Origin of the sequence: Marinobacter alkalisoli (genome assembly GCF_045449855.1) — a bacterium.
Classification (GTDB): Bacteria; Pseudomonadota; Gammaproteobacteria; order Pseudomonadales; family Oleiphilaceae; genus Marinobacter.
Genome location: NZ_JBJJLC010000025.1, coordinates 78884 through 104054 on the forward strand (window position 1 = coordinate 78884; position 25171 = coordinate 104054).

20 protein-coding genes are annotated in these 25171 nt (G+C 58.9%); 9 read left to right on the forward strand and 11 right to left on the reverse strand.

The window, feature by feature from the left end; all coding sequences use genetic code 11:
* Positions 1-6: 6 nt before the first annotated feature.
* Positions 7-1065, forward strand: a complete 1059-nt coding sequence (locus ACJO5Y_RS10425; protein ID WP_406987012.1) for a malate dehydrogenase — start codon at positions 7-9, stop codon at positions 1063-1065.
* Here ACJO5Y_RS10425 and ACJO5Y_RS10430 read toward each other — a convergent pair whose 3' ends face one another.
* The 5 genes from ACJO5Y_RS10430 to ACJO5Y_RS10450 form a co-directional block, all read right to left on the reverse strand.
* On the reverse strand, positions 1066-1707 hold the full coding sequence (locus ACJO5Y_RS10430; protein ID WP_406987013.1) for a response regulator transcription factor: 642 nt from the start codon (positions 1705-1707) through the stop codon (positions 1066-1068).
* A 45-nt stretch (positions 1708-1752) separates the two neighbouring features.
* Positions 1753-3111: a cache domain-containing protein gene (locus ACJO5Y_RS10435; protein WP_406987015.1), complete on the reverse strand. Its 1359-nt coding sequence runs from the start codon at positions 3109-3111 to the stop codon at positions 1753-1755.
* Positions 3112-3248: 137 nt separating this feature from the next.
* Positions 3249-4532, reverse strand: a complete 1284-nt coding sequence (locus ACJO5Y_RS10440; protein ID WP_406987016.1) for a TRAP transporter large permease — start codon at positions 4530-4532, stop codon at positions 3249-3251.
* Positions 4529-5023: a TRAP transporter small permease subunit gene (locus ACJO5Y_RS10445; protein ID WP_406987018.1), complete on the reverse strand. Its 495-nt coding sequence runs from the start codon at positions 5021-5023 to the stop codon at positions 4529-4531. Before ACJO5Y_RS10445 ends, ACJO5Y_RS10440 begins: the two co-directional genes overlap by 4 nt.
* 148 nt (positions 5024-5171) lie before the next feature.
* A complete protein-coding gene (locus ACJO5Y_RS10450; RefSeq protein ID WP_406987019.1) occupies positions 5172-6251 on the reverse strand; it encodes a TRAP transporter substrate-binding protein in 1080 nt (359 codons plus the stop codon).
* Between the two features lie 497 nt (positions 6252-6748).
* On the opposite strand from ACJO5Y_RS10450, the gene ACJO5Y_RS10455 reads away from it, so the two are divergent.
* Entirely contained in the window at positions 6749-7537 is a 789-nt protein-coding gene (locus ACJO5Y_RS10455) for a substrate-binding periplasmic protein (RefSeq protein ID WP_406987021.1), read from the forward strand.
* Between the two features lie 113 nt (positions 7538-7650).
* Here the strand turns inward: ACJO5Y_RS10455 and ACJO5Y_RS10460 are convergent, their stop codons facing one another.
* The 3 genes from ACJO5Y_RS10460 to ACJO5Y_RS10470 form a co-directional block, all read right to left on the reverse strand.
* Positions 7651-7935, reverse strand: a complete 285-nt coding sequence (locus ACJO5Y_RS10460; RefSeq protein ID WP_406987022.1) for a hypothetical protein — start codon at positions 7933-7935, stop codon at positions 7651-7653.
* 79 nt (positions 7936-8014) lie between these two features.
* On the reverse strand, positions 8015-9127 hold the full coding sequence (locus tag ACJO5Y_RS10465; RefSeq protein ID WP_406987023.1) for an ABC transporter substrate-binding protein: 1113 nt from the start codon (positions 9125-9127) through the stop codon (positions 8015-8017).
* Positions 9114-10844, reverse strand: coding sequence for a chloride channel protein (locus tag ACJO5Y_RS10470; RefSeq protein WP_406987025.1), 1731 nt, complete (start codon positions 10842-10844; stop codon positions 9114-9116). The genes ACJO5Y_RS10465 and ACJO5Y_RS10470 overlap by 14 nt, the downstream gene beginning before the upstream one ends.
* 139 nt (positions 10845-10983) lie before the next feature.
* On the opposite strand from ACJO5Y_RS10470, the gene ACJO5Y_RS10475 reads away from it, so the two are divergent.
* On the forward strand, positions 10984-13554 hold the full coding sequence (locus ACJO5Y_RS10475; RefSeq protein WP_406987026.1) for a GcvT family protein: 2571 nt from the start codon (positions 10984-10986) through the stop codon (positions 13552-13554).
* Positions 13555-13581: 27 nt separating this feature from the next.
* On the opposite strand, the gene ACJO5Y_RS10480 is transcribed toward ACJO5Y_RS10475, so the two are convergent.
* Positions 13582-14964, reverse strand: coding sequence for an L-serine ammonia-lyase (locus ACJO5Y_RS10480; RefSeq protein WP_406987028.1), 1383 nt, complete (start codon positions 14962-14964; stop codon positions 13582-13584).
* A 281-nt stretch (positions 14965-15245) separates the two neighbouring features.
* On the opposite strand from ACJO5Y_RS10480, the gene gbdR reads away from it, so the two are divergent.
* From gbdR to ACJO5Y_RS10510, 6 genes are read left to right on the forward strand one after another with little or no spacing between them, the layout of a single operon-like run.
* Complete coding sequence (gene gbdR, locus ACJO5Y_RS10485) at positions 15246-16370, forward strand: choline metabolism transcriptional regulator GbdR (protein WP_406987030.1); 1125 nt, start codon at positions 15246-15248, stop codon at positions 16368-16370.
* Between the two features lie 39 nt (positions 16371-16409).
* Positions 16410-16952: a formate dehydrogenase subunit gamma gene (locus ACJO5Y_RS10490; RefSeq protein WP_406987032.1), complete on the forward strand. Its 543-nt coding sequence runs from the start codon at positions 16410-16412 to the stop codon at positions 16950-16952.
* Positions 16949-18526, forward strand: a complete 1578-nt coding sequence (locus ACJO5Y_RS10495; RefSeq protein ID WP_406987033.1) for a formate dehydrogenase beta subunit — start codon at positions 16949-16951, stop codon at positions 18524-18526. The genes ACJO5Y_RS10490 and ACJO5Y_RS10495 overlap by 4 nt, the downstream gene beginning before the upstream one ends.
* A gap of 2 nt (positions 18527-18528) precedes the next feature.
* Positions 18529-21414: a formate dehydrogenase subunit alpha gene (gene fdhF / locus ACJO5Y_RS10500; protein ID WP_406987035.1), complete on the forward strand. Its 2886-nt coding sequence runs from the start codon at positions 18529-18531 to the stop codon at positions 21412-21414.
* Positions 21414-22253, forward strand: a complete 840-nt coding sequence (gene fdhD, locus ACJO5Y_RS10505) for a formate dehydrogenase accessory sulfurtransferase FdhD (RefSeq protein WP_406987036.1) — start codon at positions 21414-21416, stop codon at positions 22251-22253. Before fdhF ends, fdhD begins: the two co-directional genes overlap by 1 nt.
* A complete protein-coding gene (locus tag ACJO5Y_RS10510; RefSeq protein WP_406987038.1) occupies positions 22246-22485 on the forward strand; it encodes a formate dehydrogenase subunit delta in 240 nt (79 codons plus the stop codon). Before fdhD ends, ACJO5Y_RS10510 begins: the two co-directional genes overlap by 8 nt.
* On the opposite strand, the gene ACJO5Y_RS10515 is transcribed toward ACJO5Y_RS10510, so the two are convergent.
* Entirely contained in the window at positions 22469-24202 is a 1734-nt protein-coding gene (locus tag ACJO5Y_RS10515) for a formate--tetrahydrofolate ligase (RefSeq protein ID WP_504928335.1), read from the reverse strand. The two genes, ACJO5Y_RS10510 and ACJO5Y_RS10515, sit on opposite strands and share 17 nt — an antisense overlap.
* 18 nt (positions 24203-24220) lie before the next feature.
* The gene (locus ACJO5Y_RS10520) at positions 24221-25162 is read right to left on the reverse strand and encodes a methylenetetrahydrofolate reductase (protein WP_406987040.1); all 942 of its coding nucleotides are present in this window, start codon (positions 25160-25162) and stop codon (positions 24221-24223) included.
* Positions 25163-25171: the final 9 nt, after the last annotated feature.

Genomic DNA, 25171 nt, shown 5'->3' on the forward strand with positions numbered 1-25171 from the left:
GTCTCCATGAAACGTCCCGTCAGAATCGCGATCACCGGTGCCGCCGGTAGCGTGTGCTACTCCCTGCTGTTCAAGATCGCCACCGGCGATATGATCGGCCAGGATCAGCCCGTCATCCTACAGCTCATTGAGGTGCCCGAAGCCATGGGCGCGTTGCGCGGCATAGCCATGGAACTGGAAGACTGCGCCTTCCCATTGCTGCACAGCATCAGCCTGTACGACAAGTTTGAAGAAGGTGTTGTCGGCGCCCACTATGTGCTGCTACTCGGCGCCAAGCCCCGTGGACCGGGTATGGAGCGCAGCGAACTGATTGCCGTCAACGCTCCGGCCTTTGCCAGCCAGGGCCACGCCATCAATCAATTCGCCAACCGGGACGTGAAAGTACTGGTAGTGGGCAATCCCGCCAACACCAACGCACTGTGCGCCAGCCGCAACGCCCCGAACCTGTCGCCAGCGCAATTCACCGCCCTCACCCGACTGGATCACAACCGCGCCCGGGGCATCCTGGCCAACCACACCGGCGCCAACCCCAAGGACATTCGCCGCATCACAATCTGGGGTAACCACTCCACCACCCAGTTCCCCGACCTGAGCCACACCACCATCTACGGTGAGCCGGCGATGTCGCAGGTGGATGAGAGCTGGTATCGCGATCACTTTATCCAGAAGATCCAGAAACGTGGCGGAGCCATCATCGAGGCCCGCGGGCGTTCCAGCGCGGCCTCCGCCGCCCAGGCTGTCATCAACCACATGCACGACTGGATCAATGGCACCGACGAGAATGACTGGGTCAGTATGGCCATCGTCAGCGACGGCAGCTACGGTATCGCAAAGGGAATCGTCTATTCCTTCCCGGTGCGCTGCGACTACGGTCGCTACCAGATCGTGCCGGGACTGGAGATCAGTGACTTTGCGCGGGAAAAAATGACCGCAACCGAGCAGGAGTTACTCACAGAAATGAAGACCGTCGCTGACCTGCTCCCAAAAGAAACGGAAGCGTCACACCAAAACCTCGCGGTGGGCCTGCGGTCGGGGCAATACCTGAAGACCGACCGGGTGCGTTAATCAGATCAGTTTCTGATCATAGGCATACTTGGTCAGCTCTGCTGTAGTATTTAAATGCAGCTTGGTTTTGATGTTCTGCCGATGGCTCTCAACGGTTCTCACGCTGATATTCAGTTCATTGGATATGGCTTTGCTGCTGAGCCCTTTGGCCACCCTGGCAAGAATGGCCTCCTCGCGCCGGGTCAGTTTGCTCACCACCGGATCCGTTGTTTCCCCATGACGAAACAACGTTTCGGTCGCCGCCCGGCAGATATAAGTGGCGCCATCGGCCACGGTACGAATGGCACGAACCATTTCCTCAACGGATACGTCCTTCAGGATGTACCCCTTGGCACCATGAAACATCAGTTGGGAAATATATTCCCGGTTGTCGTGCATGCTGAGGATAAGGACCTTCAGGTCGGGATAGCGCTCCTGAAAAATCTTCGTCGTTTCAATACCGTTCATGTTGGGCATGCTGACGTCCATCATGACAACGTCCGGCTTCAGGTCTTTCACCCGTTCGAGCGCTTCCAGACCGTCGGTGGCCTGACCAACGACTTCGATCCCCTTTTCCTGTTCCAGCCGTGCCCTGATACCTTCCAGTACCAGGATGTGGTCATCGACCAGCATGACTTTCACTACAGATTCTGATGTGCTCATAGGACTGTTACCGTCAGGGTTACTACGGCCTCAGGCTTATCCCTGTTATTTCGACGATGCCTGGAACTGTTTGAACGAGGCCATAATCCGGGTTCCGTTGCCTGGCCGGGAAGATACCTCAAACTCTCCGCCCAAAAACTCTACACGCTCGCGCATATTACGCAATCCTATGCCTCGCCTGGCGTAAGCGTCCTTTTCACCAATTCCCACACCGTTGTCGGAAACACACAAAAACAGACCTTCCGCGTCTTCTTGCAAACTCAATGTCAACTTGGTGGCCCGGGCGTGTTTTTCGATGTTGGACAGCGCCTCCTGGACAATGCGATACAACGTGGTGGCCACTTCCTCCGAAATATCACTCTGTGAAGGCTGAATATCAACGTCCATGGCGATGCCGCTACGTTCGCCAAAGTCATCCAATAACTGGTTGAGCGCTGCCAGCAATCCCAGGTCATCCAGCACACTGGGGCGTAAGTCATGGGAAATGCGCCGCACTTCCTGTATCGCCCGGTTCAATACTTCTCCGCCTTTCACCAATGATTCGTGGGCAGCGGATTCAGCAGCGGGAATGTTGGTCATGGCCGTTTCCAGCCGGTACTTTACCGAAACCAGCAGTTGGTTGATGCCGTCATGCAATTCCCTGGAGACCCGGCGGCGTTCCTCCTCCTGGTGCTGTACCGTCTTATGGCTTAGCTCTTTAAGGTTCTGGTCCGCCAGGCGATGCTCGCGCACGTTAAACAGAACCGCCGCGGACACGACGACACCTATCGAGACGACCAGCGCCACCAGGATGGCCAGCAAGGTCTGTTTGACGTTGGCGTCCACCCCAGCTTCGATCAACCGCATCTCGGTGGCAATATCATCGATATACAACCCAGTGCCAAACATCCATTCCCAGTCTGCAATCTGTTCGACATAGCCGACTTTATCCACTTCCTCGCCCGTGGAAGGCTGTTGCCACAAATACTGGTAATACCCGCCGCCATTTTCGGCTATCCGTAACAGATTCCGGACCAGGTAATTGCCGCTACGGTCCTGAAAATCATATAAATCTTGCCCGACCAGGCCCGGTTGCGCGGCGTGAACCAGGTTCAGCCCGTCTTTGGTGTAGGCGTAAAAGTAGCCGTCATCACTGAAGGATGCCTCCTGCATCAAGGCCACAACCCTGGCGCGGGCTTCATCCTCGTTGGAGGTGTTTTGTCGGATAAAGTCGATAGCGGTACGCATGATGGAAACGTAGTCTTTCAACGCCGTTTCCTTGGATCGCCGCAGGTTCTGCTCAAAAATATGCAGTTCCCGTTTGGTCAGCATGTCCCCCTGATGCAAGGTCACCGCGGAAAAAATACCGGTGACCACCAGCAATGGAACCAGGGCAAGCAGTATCAATTTTGTTCTTAATGTCATGACAATTACCATTAGTCAGCGGCAGCCTGCCATAAGCACCGGTGACAAAACTAAATCAGTGAAATCCCTCAACTGACACAGGAAAAAGAGCGGGCACAGAAAGGGAGTGCTCTCCATGCCCGCAAACCACCCCTAATTTACGACATTCCAAACAGCTCGGGAAATATCATCAGCGTGATCACGACAAGTACCTGGAGAACAATGAAAGGTATTACCCCACGATAGATGTCGATGGTGCGTACACCCGGTGGTGCGACCCCCTTCAGATAAAACAGGCTGAATCCGAAAGGAGGCGTCAGGAAACTGGTTTGCAGGTTCATGGCAATCAGGATGGCAAACCAGGTCATGTTGATCCCCATGGCCTCCGCTACCGGCGCCAGGATGGGCACAATAATGAAGGAAATTTCCACGAAATCGATAAAGAAGCCCAACACCAGGATGAACAGCATCGAGAGGATCAGGAATCCCCATTTCTCACCGGGAAGAGACAGCATCCATTCCTCAACCAGGGCATCACCACCGGTATAGCTGAAGGTCATCGAAAACGCCGTGGCCCCCAGCAGGATGGCAAACACCATGGCAGTCACCACGACCGTCTCCTGGGCGCTGTCCCAAATCATTTTCCAGGAGAACTGACGGTAGAGCAGTGCCAGAACGATGGCCCCGACACCACCCAATGCAGAGGATTCCGTGGGGGTGGCAATACCCGCGAAGATGGACCCCAGGACCACGAGAATCAGCGCCAGCGGTGGAATCACTGCCATCAGGGCATCCCGGATTTCCTTGGCACGATCATGTTCTACAGACTTCATGGGAGGAGCCAGCTCCGGCTTCAGAAAGGTAGCCCCCAGAATAAAGGCAACATACAACCCGATCAGGACAAGTCCTGGCACCACGGCAGCCCTGAACAATTCGCCGACGGGTATACCGATGACGTCCCCAAGGATGATAAGAATGATTGAAGGCGGAATAATCTGCCCCAAAGTGCCAGACGCGCAAATCGTGCCGCAGCTCAGTTTCTTGTCATAGCCGTAATTCAGCATGACCGGCAGTGAGATCAGGCCCATCGCCACAACACTGGCACCGACCACGCCGGTCGAAGCCGCCAGCAGGGCACCGACCAGGATGGTGGAAATCGCCAGGCCACCAGGAAGGCCACCAAACAGCCTGCCCATGGACTCCAGCAGTTGCTGGGCCAAATTGGTTTTCTGTAGCACCACTCCCATGAAGATGAACAGGGGAATCGCCATCATCACGGTATTTTCCATGATGCTCATGATTCGGAACGGCATGAAGGCGAACAGGTCCATGCCTTCGGCGAACAAGCCGAAAGCCAATGCTACACCACCAAAGGTAAAGGCAACCGGGAAGCCCCACATCAACATCAGCAGGGCCACGACAAACATAACAATACCGATCATGCCAGGCTCTCCTTGTGTTCAGTGGAATATGTCTCGCCCAGCAACAGTACCCGCAACGCCTGAGTAAACATTGCCAGGCCACTGATGCAGGTCAGTCCCGCGGCAAGGGGAACCACGGACTTAATAATCCAGCGGTGGGGCAATCCTCCGGGATCACCACTGCCCTCACCCATCTGGTAGGCATCAGACGTAAAGCCATAACCGTAATAGGCAATCAAAAGACAGAACGGCAGAACGAACAACACAACACCGGCCATGTTGATCACGGCCTTGGTGCGATCCCTGCGGGCCTCATAAATAATATCGACACGCACATGGCCGTCCCGCCGCATGGCAAAGGGGACGCCCAACAGAAAAGTGACGGAATACAGGTGCCATTCCAGCTCCTGCAACCCGACGGACACATCATTGAAGGCATATCGCATCATGACATCGAAAGCCACGTTCACCAGCATCAACAGCATGGCAACCGTCGCGATATGGCCACACATGTTGGACAGGCCTCCGAGAAATTCATCAGTTTTAACCAACCCACGCATATGGGGTACTCCCGTCTTACAACAGTTAGTTAACTTCAGCTCGATCTGAGACGAGCGCCACCGAACAGTGACGCTGCATAGTGATTACAATCGGTGTGGGTTACTCAACGGCAGATATGCTGTTGAGGTAGGCCTCGTCGGAGATTTCAATCCACTTGCGGGCTTTCTTGAGGTAAGCCAGTTGGGATTCGATGATTTCCCTGGCCAGGGGATCTTCCGCTGACTTCTCCGCAACCAACTCATCGTTGGCTTTACGCATGGCCTCGATCACTTCTTCGGGGAAGGTGCGGACTTTCACGTCGGGGTAGTCTTTGGTGATGGTATCCCAGTTCTTGGCACTCTCGTGCGTGGACTGGCTATACATATCGTAGGCGGCCGTTTTCATGGCCACCGTCAGGATTTCCTGCAGATCGGCGGGCAACTTGTCGAAAGTGCGTTTGTTCACCAGGAACTGCAGCTCCGTGGCGGGTTCATGCCAACCGGTGTAGTAGTACTCCGCTACCTGGGGGAAACCCATGCGCAGATCCAGGGAAGGACCAACCCACTCCAACGCATCAATGGTGCCACGCTCAATTGAGGTATAGAGTTCACCGGGCGGAATGTTGGTGGGTTTCACACCCAGCTTGGCAAAGACCTCACCGGCGAATCCGGGAATACGCATTTTCAGGCCCTGGAGATCCTCCAGCGAGTTAATCTCCTTACGGAACCATCCGCCCATCTGGTTACCGGTATTTCCGCCGGGGAATGACAGCAGGTTGAACGGCTCATACACCTTCTGCATCAACTCCATGCCATCGCCATAGTAGAACCAGGCGTACTGTTCCGGGGCGATCATGCCAAAGGGCATGGTGGTGAAGTACAGGGTATTGGCGACCTTGCCTTTCCAGTAGTAGGACGCTGAGTGTCCCATGTCATACTGACCCGCGCGCACCATGTCGAAAACCCCAAACGGTGCCTTGTGCTTGTTGGAAGAGTCGATGGTGATCTTAAGCCGGCCGTTGGACATTTTTTCCGCCATGGCAGCCATGTTGCGTGGCGCATCACCGAAGATCGGGAAATTGGGACCCCAGGTCTCAGCTAGCTTGAGCCTATACACCTTCTCTGCAGCGTGAGTAAAAGAAGCGAAGAGTACAGAGGACACCACTGCGGCAATCGCAGCAGCCTTTACGACTTTTTTCATTGCGTAATTCCTGTTGTGGTTGTTTTAGGAATGATGGCCTTATGAGCCATGCTCGTTGTGAGCATGACTAACAGAGTGACAGGCAGGGAGGTGATTTTTTATCCGCTTAACTAACCAATTTCGGGAGCGAAACTACGCAGGGGGCTTGCGGTATATACCTACGTAGTTACTACACATGTAGCCCAAACTTCAGGAAGCTGAGCACTGCACGACGCCGCGTTACCGGTATGTGGGTTGAGAATCCTTCCCTCTGTATCTCGGCTGGCTGTTGAGATAAGCCTGGTCGGCGACCCGGGCCAGAGCGCCCGGTAGCCGAGAACACCGGCTTCAACTACTGGCGGTATTGGAGGGGATACCTATACTTATAGTTTCAGTTAACAGTAAATAGTTGAGGCATGTTGAAGGTGCATTAAGACAGCATGGATAGTCGCGATCGCCTCTAGGGAAGGTTCACAAACAGGCATCCATGCATATAGTGTTTTTTAATGAGCAAAATCATGAAGATTCAAAGTTATACACAAAATAAAATTAACAGAATAAATTTACTCATAGTAGTAATCGGCATGATTTTAACCTTCTCCGCTCAAAGTTGGTCAGATGAATTAACCATTGCATTTGGTCAAGACAAACCCCCTTTTGTAATCGGAAAAACCAAAACTGGTCTGGAGATTGATATATTTCGGGAAGCATTAGAATATAAAGGGCACAATATGAAAGTGCTTCACTTTCCCAACAGGCGACTTCAACGCGCCTTGATTGTTGAAAACGAGATTGACGGAGTCGCAACAGTTCGTCAAGTTCCGGGGGACAGACTTTATTATGTAGAGGAATTTGTTTATTTTCAGAATTATGCAATAACTAAAGCCAGAGACGGCCTGGAAATTAATGAAGTAGCCGATCTAATTGGACTATCCGTTGTGGCATGGCAAAATGCCTATCGTGATCTTGGACCTGAGTTTGAAAGTGCATTTCAACCCAACCCACCTGAAGAATACAAAAAACTGTACAGAGAACTCCACAGCCAGGAAAGTCAAAATTTAATGTTTTGGAAGAATCGAGCCAAAGTTATTGTAACTGACAAAACCATATTTGAATGGTACCGGAAACAGTTAGAAAAAGAACACAACACAACCCCTAAGGTTATTTATCATTCTATTTTTTCAGGAAAGACTTACTTTCAAGCAGCTTTCAGGAGTGAACAACTGGCAAAGGATTTCGACGAAGGATTGAAGCACATTAAAAATACAGGAAGATACAACCAACTCTATAACAAATATATAAAATAATAATGGCGTGAGTTAAGAGGAAATTGATGGGACGCCCTGGCTCCTCTTAACAAAAGCCCGGCAAATCCATCAATGCCCCCTTTCAGCAGGTGGTGAGTGAAAAATAAAGATCGTTACCCCACTGGCTGGCAGCCACGGACCGCAAGCGCAATGTTGGCGCTGGCCTCGATCTGTTCGTAATAACCCTCAGCGGAACTGACGCCCTTTTGAGCCATGGAGCCAGCAGTCGGGTTTACCAGGGCCGCCAACTGCTGCAATGACTGGGCGGACTGTTTGTCCTGCTGGTAGGTATCAAAGGCCTGGTAGATTTCACTGCAGGTCACACCGTCGCCATCAGTGGCGGCGGACGTCATGTAGCCGGGTGGCGTTTTACCCCAACCCCATCGCGCGGGCAACATCAATACACGCCAAAGTCAGAGCCTCGGTTCCCACCTGAACAGGGTTTCCCACAGACAAACCGATCACGATGGATCACCGTCAATCATCCGGAAGTGCCTCATCATTGCGCTCCAGCCACTCCCGGAACCATTCCTCGCGCAACCGGACCGTCTGAGAATACCAACGGTGATCCCGGATAACGGCATTGTCCATATGTTCAGGCGCTGTTGGCATGTGAGGAAGCATCGGCACCCGGGTCTCCACGTGGAGCCCGACTCGTTGGCGCGCCGAGCGCCGGGCGGGACCATAGCTGATCCGATTCGCCTGGGCGGCCAGGTTCTCAGTGCGGGTAGCAAATCCGATGAATTGCTCCGCCATGGCCACCTGATCCGTGCCTTTGGGAATGGCCCAACTGTTAAAGCCAATCAGTTGCCCGTCCCAGATCACCGAAATCGGCGCGCCCTCTCTTACTTGTGCATCGAAAAACCGCCCGTTATACCCCGTTGCCATGGCCACCTTGCCGCTGGTGAGCAACGCCACGGATTCGTCACCGCCGGTCCACCAGACAATCTCGTCGCGGATTTCGTCCAGGCGTCGGAAAGCCAACTCCAACCCGCGCCGGGTGCTGAGCAAGTCATAGAGCTGCTCTCTCGGCACCGACAACGACAGCAATGCCCACTCGAGCATACCCACCGGAGCCCGCCGTAATGCGCGCTTGCCAGGAAAGGTTTCCAGGTCAAAGAAATCTGCCACCGTGCGAGGCTTGACGCCCGGGAAGGCACGATCGTCATAGGCAATCACGGTGGAGAATACAATCTGGGTGATGAAACAGGGATCAATGGCGCCGGCCATGAAATCTTCTTCCGGCGGTGTACCGTCAGGAGCCGGTGCCAGAATAGCCGGGGAAATGGGCTCCAGTAGCCCTTCGTCACAGGCGGCACTGGCATCAGACTGGATCATGTCGATCACGTCCCATGCCACCTCTCCGCTGGCCAGATGATCGCGAAGCACCTGCAGGCCGCCGTTATAGACCACAGTGCGCACTTCAATACCCGTCGTCTCGGTAAACGGCTCAAAATAGGCTGCCCTCTGGCTCGCCTCATAGGCACCGCCCCAGGTGGCCACCGTCAGCACACGGCCCTCCGCAGCCAACAGCCCCGGCAGTACCAGCACAACGCCCATCAGCCATGTCCATCTGTCAGGCCGCTTCATTTTCTTCCTCGCGCAGGTCATGGACGATTTCCAGGTAGGCACGGATCACCGCTTCCTCGGGCACCACGCCAATCAGACGGCCATCGTCACCGATCAGCGGCACGGCTTCCCCCAGGAATCCCCGCAGCATCTCCATGGATTGCCAGACCGTGGTGTCATCACCGAACTGCGTCGCCCCGGCCACTATCATGGCATCCAGCGGCGCATCCGCCCGGCCATTGACCAGCTTCTGCAGCCGCACTACACCCCGGAACTTGCCCTCACGAGTGAGCACCATGGCCTCGGCCCGGTCATCGTCCACCAGGCGCTGGCGCACGGTTCCCAGGTTTTCATCCACGTAAGCCGTGGTGTAGACCTGGCTGCAATAATCGCGGACCGGATGGGTCTCCAGGATCGCCTTGTCCCGCCCCAGGGAGAGATCAAAACCGCGGGCCCGGAGTTGAAGGTCAAACAGCGAACGCCCTATCACCCGGTAGGAAATAAGGTTCGAGAACACCACGGCAACCATGGCGGCAATGGTCAGGTCATAACTGCGGGTCAGCTCGAACACAATCAGTATGGTGGTCAGGGGTGCCCCAATAACGGAACTGGCCAGCGCCATCATGCCGCAGATGGCATACACCTCCAGCCCTGAATAAGGCAGTGGCAGCAGATAAGGCAGGACCAGGCCGTAGAAGGCCCCGAACAGAATACCCACCAGCAGGGCGGGACTGAATACGCCGCCGACAAAACCAAAGCCGATACACAGTGCCGTCAGCACCAGCTTGGCGACAATAATCAACGCCAGCTCGCCAATGCCGAAGGCGCCCTCAATGGTGGCGAATCGCAGGGTTTCCTGACCGATCCCCAATACCTCGGGAATCCACAGTGCGACCAGCCCCAGCACCAGTCCTGCCGATGCCGGCTTCAACCACTGCGGCACCGGAAACCGACGGGCAGCGGCGGTACTGGCTCGCAACAGCCACATGAAACCACAGGCCAGCCCGGCACTCAGTACCCCTTCCAGGGCGAAAAACACAAACTCGTAGCTGTGTTCCACATGGCCGAAACTCACCAGGAACAGCGCCGGCCGGTCGAAGATAACGTTGGCAAAGATATAGCCGGTGGCGGATGCCACGGTGACCGGCGCGAACGCCCGCAGGGAATAATGACGCAGGATGACTTCGTGGGCGAAGACCAGCCCGGCAATCGGCGCATTGAATGCCGTGGCAATGGCCGCTGCCACACCACAGGCGATGGCGATGGAACGCTGGTGACGGAGGTTGAGTTTAAGATGGCCGGCAAGGTTGCCGAACATGGCGCCCAGGTAAACCAGGGGGCCGTACTGACCCACGGAGGCGCCGCTGCCAAGGGAGACCAGAGCCGCCAGGGTCGACGCCAATCCACTGCGAAAACCGGGCCCCGATCGGTTGGTCTGCGCCGCCAGAATGGCATCCGGTGGTGCCAGGGCTCGTCGTTCCTTTACAAACCAGCGAACAATCAACCCGACGATCAGTCCGCCGGACGCCGGTACCGCAATAGTGGCGGCCACCACCAGAAGATGCCGGTCCTCGGCCTGGATACGGGCGTAAGGCGACACCAGCAGATAATCATTCAGCAGCAGGACCGCCTCAACGAAGGCAATGGCCGCCAGTGACGCCACGGCGCCTACGGCAACAGCCACCACTGTCACCATGGTGACCTGATACACCGTCTGCCGAACGTCCAGTCTGTCCATGATCCCAGTGCCGTTTTTGGACTTCTGTATGTCGTATTTAATTTAGCAACCTCCCGGAATCGGGGCCACATTGAAGCAAAGCCGTGTCTGGATCGACTGGCGGCAGTTCTGGTATTCCTGGTTGGAAGGGGTAATCGATATGGCACAACTACCGAAAAGCGCAAAAGTCGTGATTATCGGGCAAGGGGGGATTGTTGGCGCCTCGGTGGCCCATCATCTGATCGAACGGGGATGGGACAACATCGTCGGGCTGGAGAAGTCCGCCATTCCCACCGACATCGGCTCCACGTCCCACGCCTCGGATTTCTGCTTCACCACGTCCCACGACAAACTCAACGTCTACACCACCAAGTACAGCCAGGCGTTCTACGAAAAGCGCGGTAACTATGAGAGGTGTGGCGGCATGGAAGTGGCCCGCATTGATGACGACGAGCGCATGGACGAACTGCGCCGCAAGGTAGGTTCGGGCAAGGCTTTCGGTACCAACGTCAGCATGATTTCACCGAAAGAGGCCAAGGAGCTGTTCCCGCTGGTGGATGAAAACTGCATCCAGGGCGCCATGTGGGACCCGGATGCCGGGCTGGTGGTGCCCCGGTCCCAGAAAGTGGCCGGAGACCTGGTGGAGGAGGCAGTTGCCACCGGCAAACTGCAGGCTTTCCCCTACACACCGGCGATCCGCATCGATGTCCAGGACGGCCAGGTACGCGGCGTGGAAACTCACAAGGGCTACATCGAGACCGAATACGTAGTGCTCTCCATCGGCATCTGGGGGCCGTTAATGGCTAACACTGCCTCGTCTCCCCTGCCACTGATGCCGCTGGAGCATCCGTTGCTCTTCTTCGGTCCTTACGAAGCGCTGACCGGAACCGGCAAACAGATCGTCTACCCGCTGTTCCGCGACCAGGGCAACTCCGCCTACGTACGGGACACCGGAGACCCGACCACCACTGAGGGTGGTCACATTGAGTGGGGTTACTATGAGGCGGAAAACCCCCGGCTGGTGTACCCCAGTGCTATCGCCGAGCCCAAAGATGCGCGGATGTCTCCATCCATGCGGGATCTGTCGCTGGATCAGGTCATTGATGCCTATGAAAAAGCCATTGAGATGACCCCGATTCTGGGCGAACTGGGCTGGGAGGAGAAGCATTCCTTCAACGGTCTGCTATCGGTCACACCGGATGGCGGCTCACTGATGGGGGAATCTCCGGAGGTGCGTAACCTGTGGTTCGGTGAAGCGGTCTGGGTCAAGGATGGCCCCGGAGCCGGCAAGGTTCTGGCGGACTGGATGACCGACGGCCGACCCGAGATGGACCCCCACAGCATCGATATCGCCCGGCACTACCCGCTGCAGAAAACACCAGACTATGTGTACAACCGCTGCTACGAAACCGCGAAGAAGATTTACAACCCGGCGGTCCATCCCCGGGAACCCTACCTGACCGGGCGCCAGATGCGTACCAGCCCCTTCTATCTGCGGGAAGTGGAACTGGGCGGCTATTTCATGGAAGCGGCCGGCTGGGAACGAGCCCATGGCTACGCCGCCAACGAAGCAACGCTGCTGGAAAAGTTCCGGGACCGGATACCAGTGCGGGAACACGAATGGGACGCCCGGCATTTCTGGGAAGTCTCCAACGCCGAGCAACTGGAGATGAGTGAATCCGTGGGCATGATCAACCTGTCCCACTTCGCCATCTTCGACATCTCCGGCGACGATGCCGAGGCCCTGCTGGAGTACCTTTCCGTGGCCAAAGTGGGAGGCACCACGCCCCACGGAAAAGGGGTTTACACCCATTTCCTCGATGACCGGGGCGGCATTCGCTCCGACCTCACCATCATCCGCCGGGGCGATAACGACTACCGGGTAATCTGTGGCGGTGACACCGGCCACCGGGACTATTGCTGGATCACACGGATGGCCCGGTCAAAAGGCCTGGACAAGGTTCGCGTACAGGACCGCACCGATGAACTTGCCACCCTGGGGCTGTGGGGGCCCAAAGCGCGGGAGACTCTGGCAAAACTGGTCAGCAACCCGGACGAACTGTCCCACGAGAACTTCCCCTTTGCCACCACCCGGGAACTGAATATCCAGGGTGTACCGGTCTGGGCCTTCCGGATTTCCTATGTGGGAGAACAGGGCTGGGAGCTCTATTTCCCATTCAGCTATGGCCTGAAGATCTGGGACCTGCTCTACGACGCTGGCGTCACCCCCGTTGGCATCGAAACTTACGCTAATACCCGCCGGCTGGAGAAGAGTCTGCGCTTGCAGAACGTGGATCTGGAGGTGGAGTACAACCTGTATGAGGCGGGCCTGGCGCGCCCCAAGGTCAAGGAAGCGGATTTTCATGGCAAGGCAGCCTACCTGGAGCAAAGAGCGCTGCCACAGCAGGCCGCCTACCTGTGCACCATGACTATGCTGGAGCACCGTGATGCCAATGGCGTTCTGCGCTATCCGGTAGGCCAATGGCCGATTCTGGACCCGCAATCCGGCGAGGTGCTGGTGGACAGTGAAGGGCGTCGCTCCTACAACACCAGCGCTGTCTGGGGTCCGTCGGTGGGTAAGATCATCCTGCTGGGTTACATCCCCGCCGACTACGCCCAGGAAGGCCGGGAACTGACCCTGGAATACTTCCAGGAGCACTACCCTGTGCGGATTGAAGCGGTGGGCTACCGGGCGCTGTTTGATCCCGACAATGAGCGGGTGAAATCCTGAGGGAGCAACTGACACAAAACCCGGCGGTCAGCATTCAATGATGTTGACCGCCAGCCCGCCTCTGGCGGTTTCCTTGTACTTGTCCAGCATATCGCGGCCGGTCTCGCGCATGGTCACCAGCACCTTGTCCAGCGATACGTAGTGCTTGCCATCACCACGCAAAGCCATAATCGCGGCATCAATGGCTTTTACTGATGCCATGGCATTGCGCTCGATACAGGGTATCTGCACCAGCCCGCCAATCGGGTCACAGGTCATGCCCAGGTGATGCTCCATACCAATTTCCGCGGCATTCTCCACCTGTTCCGGTGAACCGCCGGTCGCGGCAGCAAGCCCGGCAGCCGCCATGGCACAGGCAGAACCGACTTCTCCCTGGCACCCCACCTCGGCGCCGGAAATAGAGGCGTTTTCCTTGAACAAGATACCGATAGCCCCGGCTGTCAGCATGAACCGGACAATACCTTCGTCATTCGCCTGCGGGCAGAACTCAAAATAGTAGTGCAGCACCGCCGGGATGATACCGGCGGCACCGTTGGTGGGGGCAGTCACAATCCGGCCACCGGCGGCGTTCTCTTCATTCACCGCCAGAGCATAGAGGTTCACCCAGTCCAGGGCGCTGAGGCAGGGGGAAATCAGATCTACCCGCTGCTTGTCCATCAGCGATCGATACAGCGCCGCCGCCCGCCGCCGAACCTTCAGGCCACCCGGCAACTCGCCCTCATGGCGGATACCGTTCTGAACGCAGGCACGCATCACCTGCCAGAGCTCCAGGATACCGTCACGAATCTGCTCTGGCGTGCGCCAGGTCTGCTCGTTGGCAAATACGATATCGGCGATGGTCATGTCGTGTTCACGACACAGTGCCAGCAGCTCCCGGCCACTGCTGAAAGGATAAGGCATCCGGGTGGTATCCTCCCGGATGGTCAGCTTGCCACCGGCATTGCCGTCAACCACGAAACCGCCACCCACCGAGTAATAGGTTTTCTCAAGCAGGTTCAGACCGTTTTCATCGAAGGCAATACAAATCATGCCATTGGGATGTCCGGGAAGAGATTTCCGGCGGAAATAGACCAGGTCCGTTTTTTCCCGAAACCTTACCGGCCAATGCCCACCCAGGGACAACATCCCGCTGTGGCGGATACGGTCAAGGCGGTCCGGCAGGGTGTCCGGGTCAATCCCGTCCGGTCGTTCGCCCTCCAGCCCCATCAGTACGGCGGGGCCAGTGCCATGTCCCTTGCCGGTCGCCCCAAGCGATCCATACAGGGAGACTTTCAGTCGTCGGACCAATGGCGTTAGCTGTTCGTTCTCAAGAGCCCCGGCAAACCGACGCGCCGCCTCCATGGGCCCGACCGTGTGGGAACTCGACGGGCCAATCCCCGTCTTGAACAACTCAAACAGACTGATAGCCAATGGACGTACTCCTGCCGTTGTACGTCTCTCAACGGTAGCGCGGTCCACCCTCCGCCGCCTGCTTGCAGGCGACACGCCAAGGATGATTTACGACAAATAGCCAACCCTGGCAAAAAGCGACAAAAACGTCGCATATGGAACATTCCGGGACGACCGATGTCGGTTGTGGACCATTCGTTACCAGTACCCCACCTTAAAATGGAATCAAGCCGGAACTGATCATTAATTGCGCAATCTAATAGCAATAGCTAGTGTTCAGGTTGAGGCAAGGAGATGGCACCGTGGCCACAGATACAGACTCGCACACAGTCAAGCCCTATCGGGTTGGCTTTCTGCTGATCGATAACTTTACCCTGATCGCGTTGGCCACAGCCGTTGAGCCCCTGAGAATGGCCAACCAGTTGGCCGGCGCCGAACTTTACTCCTGGGAGCTGCTGACGGCCGAAGGCGAAGCCGCCCGCGCCAGTGACGGCATTACCATGGTGCCGGATGCGTCCATACGCGACAAACATGATTTCGACCTCGTTATTGTGGTTGCCGGCGTGGATGTCACCCGCAGCTTCTCGCCGAAGGAAGTCAGCTGGCTGAAACAGCTGTCACGCCGGCATGTGTTGCTGGGAGCCGTGTGCACTGGCGCCTATGTCCTGGCCAGTGCCGGGCTGCTGGATGGCTATTCCTGCAGCGCCCACTGGGAATGCCTGGAAGCTATTCAGGAGCGATTCCCCCGGGTGCAGACCAACAATCATCTGTTTACCGTTCAGCGCGAACGCATTACCTGCACCGGCGGCACCGTGCCCATGCACATGATGCTCAGCTTCCTGGCACGCCGCCATGGCCAGGAACTCAGCAATGCCGTCTCCCACATGTTCGTCTGTGACCGGGTCCGCGAGGAGCGGGAGCAACAGCCCATGCCAATGCTTCCCAAGCTGGCCTGCGCCCAACCCAAACTCGCCGAAGCCGCCCAACTGATGGAAGCCAACATCGAGGAACCCATCGAATTGCAGGAACTGGCCACCCTGGCGGGGATCTCCCGCCGCCAGCTGGAACGACTTTTTCTGAAACACCTGGGCTGTACCCCCTCACGGTACTACCTGCGGATTCGACTCAACCGGGCCCGCCGACTGCTGAAGCAAACATCCTGCTCCATTGTCGAAATCGCCTCCATGTGCGGGTTTGTATCCGCTACCCATTTCAGCCGTTGCTACCGCAAATTCATGGGCCGTGCCCCGAAGCATGAGCGCATGGAGGTTGTTACCCCGGAAACCACCGGCGATGCATTAACCGACACCATGCAGAGCCTGCCATCCTCATCGATGATGGCCCTGCACCTCGCCCGGGTCGAGCCGACTTACGGCATTTTCGGCCCGGAGAAGTTGCCACCAAAGTCACCCGGGACTATGAACTGACTGCACCCATAACGCTGCCCAGGCAGCGGGAGGCGTCGAATGCAGGTACCGAGCAACCGCGATCAGGATGACCGCATTACGCAACTGATCGAGCAGCACCAACACCTGCCAGGCGCATTGCTGCCACTGTTGCACGCAGTGCAACAGGCATTCGGTTACATCCCCCACACCACCGTGCCAGCCATTGCCGACGCCCTGGCGCTGAGCCGGGCCGAGGTTCACGGAGTCATCAGTTTCTATCACGGTTTCCGCTCCCAACCCTGCGGCCGTAACGTCCTGCAGGTTTGCTGTGCAGAAGCCTGCCAGGCCCGCGGCAGCCGGCAACTGGTGGACCATACCCGGCAACGGCTGGGAGTGGATTTTCACCAGACCACAGCGGACGGCGAGATCACCCTGGAGCCGGTGTATTGTCTGGGCAACTGCGCCACTGGCCCCAGCATTCGCATTGGCGACCGTATACTGGGCCGGGTAGACCCGGCGACCATGGACCGCCTGCTCGACGAACTGACCCGAGTCCCCCTGAGGTTCCATTCCCAGGCACCGAACCCCGAGACGACAGACACGAAGCGGGGTGCCCAATGATCAACGTCTATGTGCCCCGGGACACCACCGCCCTGTCACTGGGCGCCGAAGAAGTGGCAGATTGCCTCGCCCGGGAGATCCAACAGCGCAGCCTGTCCGCCAGCGTGGTACGCAACGGCTCCCGTGGTCTGTTCTGGCTCGAACCGCTGATCGAAGTGGACACGCCCGAGGGCCGTGTGGCCTACGGCCCGGTTGCGCCCGACGACATCCCCACCCTGCTGGACCAGGGAATGCTCGACGGTAGCGACAGCCACCCGCTATGCCAGGGTCACACGGAAGCCATTCCTTACCTTCAGAGCCAGCAACGTCTGACATTCTCCCGCGTGGGCATCACCGACCCGCTCTCGATCACCGACTACCGCAACCATGACGGGTTCCGGGGCCTGGAACGGGCGCTGACACTCGCGGCCGCGCAGATTGTGGACGAAATAGAACTTTCGGGTTTGCGCGGCCGGGGCGGCGCGGCCTTTCCCGCCGGGCGCAAGTGGCGCACAGTTCTGGAGGCTGACCCGGAACGACCGGGGCAACCCTGGAGTGGCCACAAGTTTATCGTCTGCAATGCCGATGAGGGCGATTCCGGCACCTTCGCCGACCGGCTGCTGATGGAGGGTGATCCCTATCTGCTGATTGAAGGCATGGTGATAGCCGGACTGGCCGTAGGCGCCGACACCGGGTTTATTTACCTGCGCTCGGAATACCCCAACGCCCACCGGATACTCACCGAAGCCATCACCCGGGCAGAGGCTGAGAGCTACCTAGGCAACAACCTGCTTGGCAGTGGCCGGACCTTTCACCTGCACATTCGCCTGGGTGCCGAGGCCTACATCTGTGGCGAAGAAACCGCCATGCTCGACAGCCTGGAAGGCAAGCGGGGCATGGTGCGGGCCAAACCGCCGCTGCCGGCCCACCACGGCGCCTTCGGCCAGCCCACGGTGGTCAACAACGTACTGACCCTGGCGGCGGTACCGACCATACTGGCCGAAGGCGGGCAGGCCTATGCCGATTACGGCATGGGGCGCTCCCGGGGCACCCAACCTTTCCAGCTGGCAGGCAACCTGGCCCGGGGCGGGCTGGTGGAACTGGCGTTTGGCGTTACCTTGCGCAGCCTGCTGTACGATTTTGGCGGTGGCACCGAGTCGGGTCGCCCGTTACGGGCGGTGCAGGTCGGCGGGCCACTCGGCACCTACCTGCCGGAGAGTCACTGGGATGCCCCCCTGGACTACGAGGCGTTTGCCGAAGCCGGCGGCATGATCGGCCATGGCGGCATCGTTGCCTTTGATGACAGCGTGGACATGGCGCAACAGGCCCGCTTCGCCATGGAGTTCTGCCGGGTGGAATCCTGCGGCAAATGCACACCCTGCCGCATCGGCGCGGTGCGCGGCGTGGAAGTGATCGACCGCATCATCGCCAACCAGGATCGCACCGATAACCTCACCCTGCTGGAGGATCTCTGCGACACCATGGAAATGGGTTCGCTCTGTGCCATGGGCGGCATGACACCGAACCCGGTACGCAGCGCGCTGCAATATTTCCCGGACGATTTTGCCCGACCAACGGGCAAGGGGGGAGGCTGACCATGCTGCAATATTATGATCCCGCACAAGCAGCTGACATTGATCCCGGTACCCTTGACCTGGGAACCCCACCGGTCACCTCAGACACAGAGGTACAGCTGACCATCGACGGCGTCACCGTCACCGTTCCCAGCGGTACCTCGGTGATGCGGGCAGCGGCACTGGTCGGACACCGGATACCCAAACTCTGCGCCAGCGATAACCTGGAGGCCTTCGGATCCTGCCGCCTGTGCCTGGTGGCCATCGAGGGCCGCCGAGGCTACCCCGCCGCCTGCACCACCCCGGTGGAAGACGGCATGGCGGTCGAGACTCAGACGCCAGAACTGGCTCGTCTCCGTCGTAACGTGATGGAACTGTATATATCCGATCACCCCCTGGACTGCCTGACCTGCTCCGCCAACGGCAATTGCGAGCTTCAGGACATGGCCGGCGTGGTAGGCCTGCGGGAGGTACGCTACGGCTACGAAGGTGACAATCACCTGGACGCACAAACGGATACCTCCAACCCCTATTTCAGCTTTGATCCCGGCAAGTGCATTGTCTGTTCCCGCTGTGTCCGGGCCTGCGAGGAGGTTCAGGGTACCTTCGCGCTGACCATCCAGGGACGTGGATTCGATTCCACCGTGGCCGCCAGCCAGGATGATCCCTTTGTCGATTCCGAGTGCGTCTCCTGCGGCGCCTGTGTCCAGGCCTGCCCCACCGCGACCCTGATGGAAAACAACGTGATCGAGATCGGCCAGCCCGATCGTAGCGTGGTCACTACCTGCGCCTACTGCGGCGTGGGCTGTTCGTTCCGGGCCGAGATGAAAGGCAATGAGCTGGTGCGCATGGTGCCCCACAAGGATGGCCACGCCAACCACGGCCATTCCTGCGTTAAAGGCCGCTTTGCCTTTGGCTACGCCACCCACCCGGACCGCATCACTACCCCGATGATTCGCGACAGCATCCACGAGCCCTGGAGGCCCGTGGAGTGGGACGAAGCCATCGGCTTCGCCGCCCGGCGCCTCAAGGAGATCCAGGCCCGCCACGGCCGCGACAGCATTGGCGGCATCACCTCATCCCGCTGCACCAACGAGGAAACTTATCTGGTGCAGAAACTGGTGCGCACGGCCTTCGGCAACAACAACACCGACACCTGCGCCCGTGTCTGCCACTCCCCCACCGGGTATGGCCTGAAGATGACCCTGGGCGAGTCCGCCGGCACCCAGACCTTCGATTCGGTGATGCACGCCGATGTGATCCTGGTGATCGGTGCCAACCCCACCGACGCCCATCCGGTGTTTGCCTCCCAGTTGCGCCGCCGCCTGCGTCAGGGCGCCAGGCTGATCGTCGCCGATCCCCGCTCCATTGATCTGCTGAGAACGGTCCATGCCGACGAAGGGCTTCACCTGCCGCTGCGGCCTGGTACCAATGTGGCGCTGATCAATGCCCTGGCCCATGTGGTGGTCAGCGAAGGCCTGGAAGACCAGGACTTCATCAAACGACGCTGCGAGCCTGATACCTACGCTGCATGGCGGGCCTTCATCACCGATCCGCGACATGCCCCGGAAGCGACCGAAGCGGTCACCGGCGTAACCGCCGAGCAGGTACGGGAAGCAGCACGACTCTTCGGCAAAGCCGGCAATGCCGCCATCTACTACGGCCTGGGGGTCTCCGAACATAGCCAGGGTTCTACCATGGTCATGGGCATTGCCAACCTGGCCATGGCCACCGGCAACCTTGGCCGGGAAGGCGTCGGCGTGAACCCCCTGCGGGGCCAGAACAACGTTCAGGGTTCCTGTGACATGGGCTCCTTCCCCCACGAACTGCCGGGCTATCAACACGTCGCGGTGGACGAGTTGCGCGAGCCCTTTGAACGGGCCTGGGGTGTCACCATCGACCGCGAGGCGGGGCTGCGCATTCCCAACATGCTGGATGCCGCAGTAGACGGCAGTTTCAAGGGACTGTACGTGCAAGGCGAGGACATTGCCCAGTCCGACCCCAACACCCGTCACGTGGAGCAGGCCCTGGGATCGCTGGAATGCCTCATCGTGCAGGACCTGTTCCTGAACGAGACCGCCAAATTCGCCCATGTACTACTGCCGGGCTCCTCCTTCCTGGAGAAGGACGGCACCTTTACCAACGCTGAACGGCGGATCAACCGGGTGCGCCGGGTGATACCGCCATTGGCCGGCAAGGCCGACTGGGAAGTCACCCAGGACCTGTCCAACGCCCTGGGCTACCCCATGAACTACAGCCACCCCAGTGAAATCATGGACGAAATTGCCCGGCTCACGCCGACATTCCGGGGCGTCAGCTTTGAGAAAATCGACCGCCTCGGCAGCATCCAGTGGCCCTGTAACGAAGACTTCCCGGAAGGTACCCCGATCATGCATGTGGCGGATTTCCCAATCGGTCTCGGGCGCTTCATGCAGACCGACTACGTGCCCACGGACGAGAAATCCAATAGCCGCTTCCCGTTGCTGCTGACCACCGGGCGCATTCTCAGCCAATACAACGTGGGCGCCCAGACCCGGCGTACCCAAAACAGCTTCTGGCACCAGGAAGACGTTCTGGACATACATCCGCAGGATGCCGAGGACCGGGGCATTGCCGACGGCGACTGGACCGGCATCACCAGCCGGGCCGGCAACACCGTGTTGCGCGCGCGCATCAGCACCCGGGTTCAGCCCGGTGTGGTCTACACCACCTTCCATCACCCGGTCAGTGGCGCCAACGTCATCACCACGGACAATTCCGACTGGGCCACCAACTGCCCGGAATACAAGGTGACTGCCGTTCAGGTTGAGAAGGTGTACCAGCCTTCCAACTGGCAAAAACGCCATCAGGCTGACGACCGGCAACAGCGGGGCTATCTGGCCGGGACCGCACCGGTCCGGGAGCCATGATGGCGGCACCAAAGCGGGACGAATTGGCCGGTAACGGCTACCAGCCGGTAAATATCCGGGTGCGGGAGCGCCAGGATGACCGCTGGGTACAGCGTACCCTCCCCGACTCGGTGTCTCAGGAATGCCCGGTGGCACTGGTGTACAACGGCATCTCCCATGCAGTAATGATGGCCACCCCCACCGATCTGGAAGACTTCGCCCTGGGCTTCAGCCTGTCCGAACGCATTGTCACTGAGCCCGACCAGATTTTTGAAACCGAGATTGTCGATCACGGCGAACAGGGCATCGAACTGCAGATGCATATCCACGGTGCTTGCGCCAACGCCCTCAAGCTGACGCAACGCAACCTGATTGGCCCCACCGGCTGCGGCCTGTGCGGCAAAGCCACCCTGGAACAGCTCCGCCAGCCGTTACCAACACGCCAGCCCAGGCCGCTACCGGGCCCCGAGCAGGTGCAGACAGCACTCACGGAACTCGACCAGCACCAGCGCCTGCAGCAGTTGACCGGCACCATGCACGCCGCCTGTTGGTGCGACAACGAGGGACGAATCCAGTTGTTGCGGGAAGATGTCGGGCGACACAATGCCCTGGACAAGCTGATTGGCGCCCTGAGGCGTACGGAGCACAGGCAGGGCGAAGGATTTGCCCTGGTCTCCAGCCGCGGCAGCTATGAAATGGTAGCCAAGGCGGTGGAAGCGGATCTCGGCACCCTGGTGACGGTGTCCGGCGTGACCGCCATGGCCATTCGCGATGCCCGACAGGCCGGGCTCAACCTCATTGGCTTCGCCCGCCGTGGCCGACAGGTGGTCTACACCTCGGGAGACAGTGCGCATGACTAAGGAATCAACCGCTCACCTGGTGAAGATGATCAATCAGATCGCCGCCAATTGCCCTTTTCAGGGAGATCCGGCGGCAGTCACTAAAGCAACCGCCGCCCATATCCACAAGTTCTGGTCCCATTCCATGAAGGAAGATATTGTGGACTACCTGGAAGCCGGGGGTGAAGGACTCAGCCCTGCGGCCGTGGAGGCCATCAGGGCTCTGGAAGCTGACCTCAGGCCAACCCGATAACCTGATCATTCTCGTCAAGCGAAATATCCAGGGCCGCCGGACGGCGTGGCAGACCCGGCATGGTCATGATGTCGCCACAGACCGCCACCACAAATCCCGCACCGGCAGACAGGCGCACTTCCCGCACCGGCAGCACATGACCACTTGGGGCACCCCGTAACGACGGGTCTGCGGAGAAGCTGTACTGGGTTTTGGCGATGCACACCGGCAGGTGACCAAAGCCCAGTTGCTCGTATTCTTCAAGCTGACGCTTCGCCGCCGGTGCAAAATCCACTCTGGCCGCATCGTAGATCCGGGTAGCGACGGTCTCGATCTTGTCCGCCAGGGGGATATCGTCTTCGTAGAGCAGCTGGATCTCCGGTGAGCCTTCGTCCATCTGATCCAACACCGCCTGTGCCAGATCCGTTGCCCCCTCGCCGCCCGTGGCCCAATGGGTAGCCGTCACCGCACGTACCCCCCAATCGGCACTGATGGACCGGATCAGGGCCAGCTCTTCGTCACTGTCCGTCGGGAAACGGTTGATACAGACCACCGGCACCAGCCCGAACCGCCGCAGGTTGCGGATATGTCGTTCCAGGTTCACCGCGCCGGCTCTCAGCGCCTGCAGATCCGGGGTCGCGAGGTCCTTGCGGGGCACACCACCCTGCATCTTCAGGGCGCGAACGGTGCATACCAGTACTGCTGCGTCCGGGCGCAGGCCAGTCTGGCGGCATTTGATGTCAATAAACTTCTCCGCGCCCAGGTCGGCGCCAAAGCCTGCTTCGGTGACCACCACATCGTTCAAAGCCAGGGCGGCGCGGGTTGCGGTCACCGAATTGCAGCCATGGGCGATGTTGGCGAATGGCCCGCCATGGATGAACACCGGATTGTGTTCCAGACTCTGCACCAGGTTAGGCAGCAACGCCTCTTTTAACAACACCGTCAAGGCTCCTTCGACGCCCAGGTCGCGCACCGTCACCGGCGACATATCCGTGCGCCGGCCAACGATGATACTACCCAGGCGCTGGCGCAGGTCGGGCAGACCATCCGCCAGGCAGAGTATCGCCATGATCTCCGAAGCCACGGTGATATCGAACCCGGTTTCCCGGGGGGTACCATGAGCCGCGCCACCCAGACCACTCACCATGTAGCGCAGGGACCGGTCGGTCAGATCCATCACCCGCCGCCAGTAGACATGACGGGGGTCCAGGCCAACCTCGTTGCCCCAGTGCATGTGATTATCCAGGATTGATGCCACGAGGTTGTGAGCGGTGGTGATGGCATGAAAGTCACCGTTGAAATGCAGGTTGATGTCCTCCATGGGAATCACCTGAGACCGGCCACCGCCTGCAGCCCCACCCTTCATGCCGAAGCAGGGTCCCAGGGAGGGTTCCCGCAGGCACACAGAGGAGCGCACGCCCAGGCAGTTAAGGCCATCGTTCAGCCCGACACTGGTGGTGGTTTTGCCTTCGCCGGCGGGGGTGGGCGTGATGGCGGTCACCATCACCAGCTTGCCCCGGGCCGCCCGGGCAGAGGTATCCACATGGGCCATGTTCACCTTGGCCTTGTAGTGGCCGAAAGGAATCAGGCTGTCCGCAGGCAGACCAAGACGCTGTTGAGCCAAGAGCAGGATGGACTGGGGCTTCACGGAGCGGGCAATCTCGATATCGGGGGTGCCCGGCGGCAGCCTCTCCGGGGTCGGGGCTGTTTCGTTGTACTTACTGTATTGAAGGCTCACGGTGTTCCCCTATGTGTATCACACACTGTCGGAGACGGGATCAGATAGGCTGCCCCGGTCCTCATCGGGCTCTTCGGTTTCGCCATACTCGCGTAACCACCGGGCAGACCGTTGCAGACCACCAAACGGAAACAGGTGTATGCCCGCAAGCCGGGTGTCCGGGAAGTCCTGGCGATGACGCGCCAGGGCGTGAACGAGGCCGTCAGGAGTCCAGGAACGCAACAGCCGGGCACTGCCGGGTTTGCGCCACATCGTCCGCGCTGACAGGCCCACACCGCATTGCGCGGCATAGGCAATCAATGTCTTCAGATTGGTGGGACCGGCCACACCCATATAGACCGGCACTTCCGGCAGGATATCTCCCACGGCCTGCAGCCAGCCGGTATAGCGCTCAGCCTCGAAGGCAAACTGGGTCACCACCCACAACCGGGTGCCGGTGACCCTGGCGTAATCGCGCTTGAGCGACAGGGCCCGGGCCAGACTGTCCGGCCCGGCGACGGGGTGTCCATCCGGGTGGCCGGCAACCCCGATGTGCAGGAATTGCTGTTGCTCTAACAGGCCGGATTCCAGCAAAGCCAGGGTGTCCGGAAACGGGCCGGCGACCGAATCGCTGTCACCGGCAATCAACATCAGGCGGTCAACTCCGATATCTCTTAGCTGCCCCAGCCAGTCACGCAGCTGGTCGCGACTTTCGACCAACCGCGCGGGCAGGTGGGGCACCGGCAGCATTCCCTCGTCAATCAGCCGCTGACAGGCAGGCAATGTCTCACTGAACTGACCGTGGGGCAGGAAGGGGACGTAAACCCAGGTGCCGACGGGGAACAGCTCTGTCAGGGAGTCTGTTTCCAGAATCTGACGGGGCGTCGCCTCGATCGTGGCAGCGCGGACCAACTCCCGCACCAGCGCAATGGTCCGGGGATCTTCCGCTTTTTCAGTCTGCCGTTGGTATGCCAGCTTCATGTTTCTGTC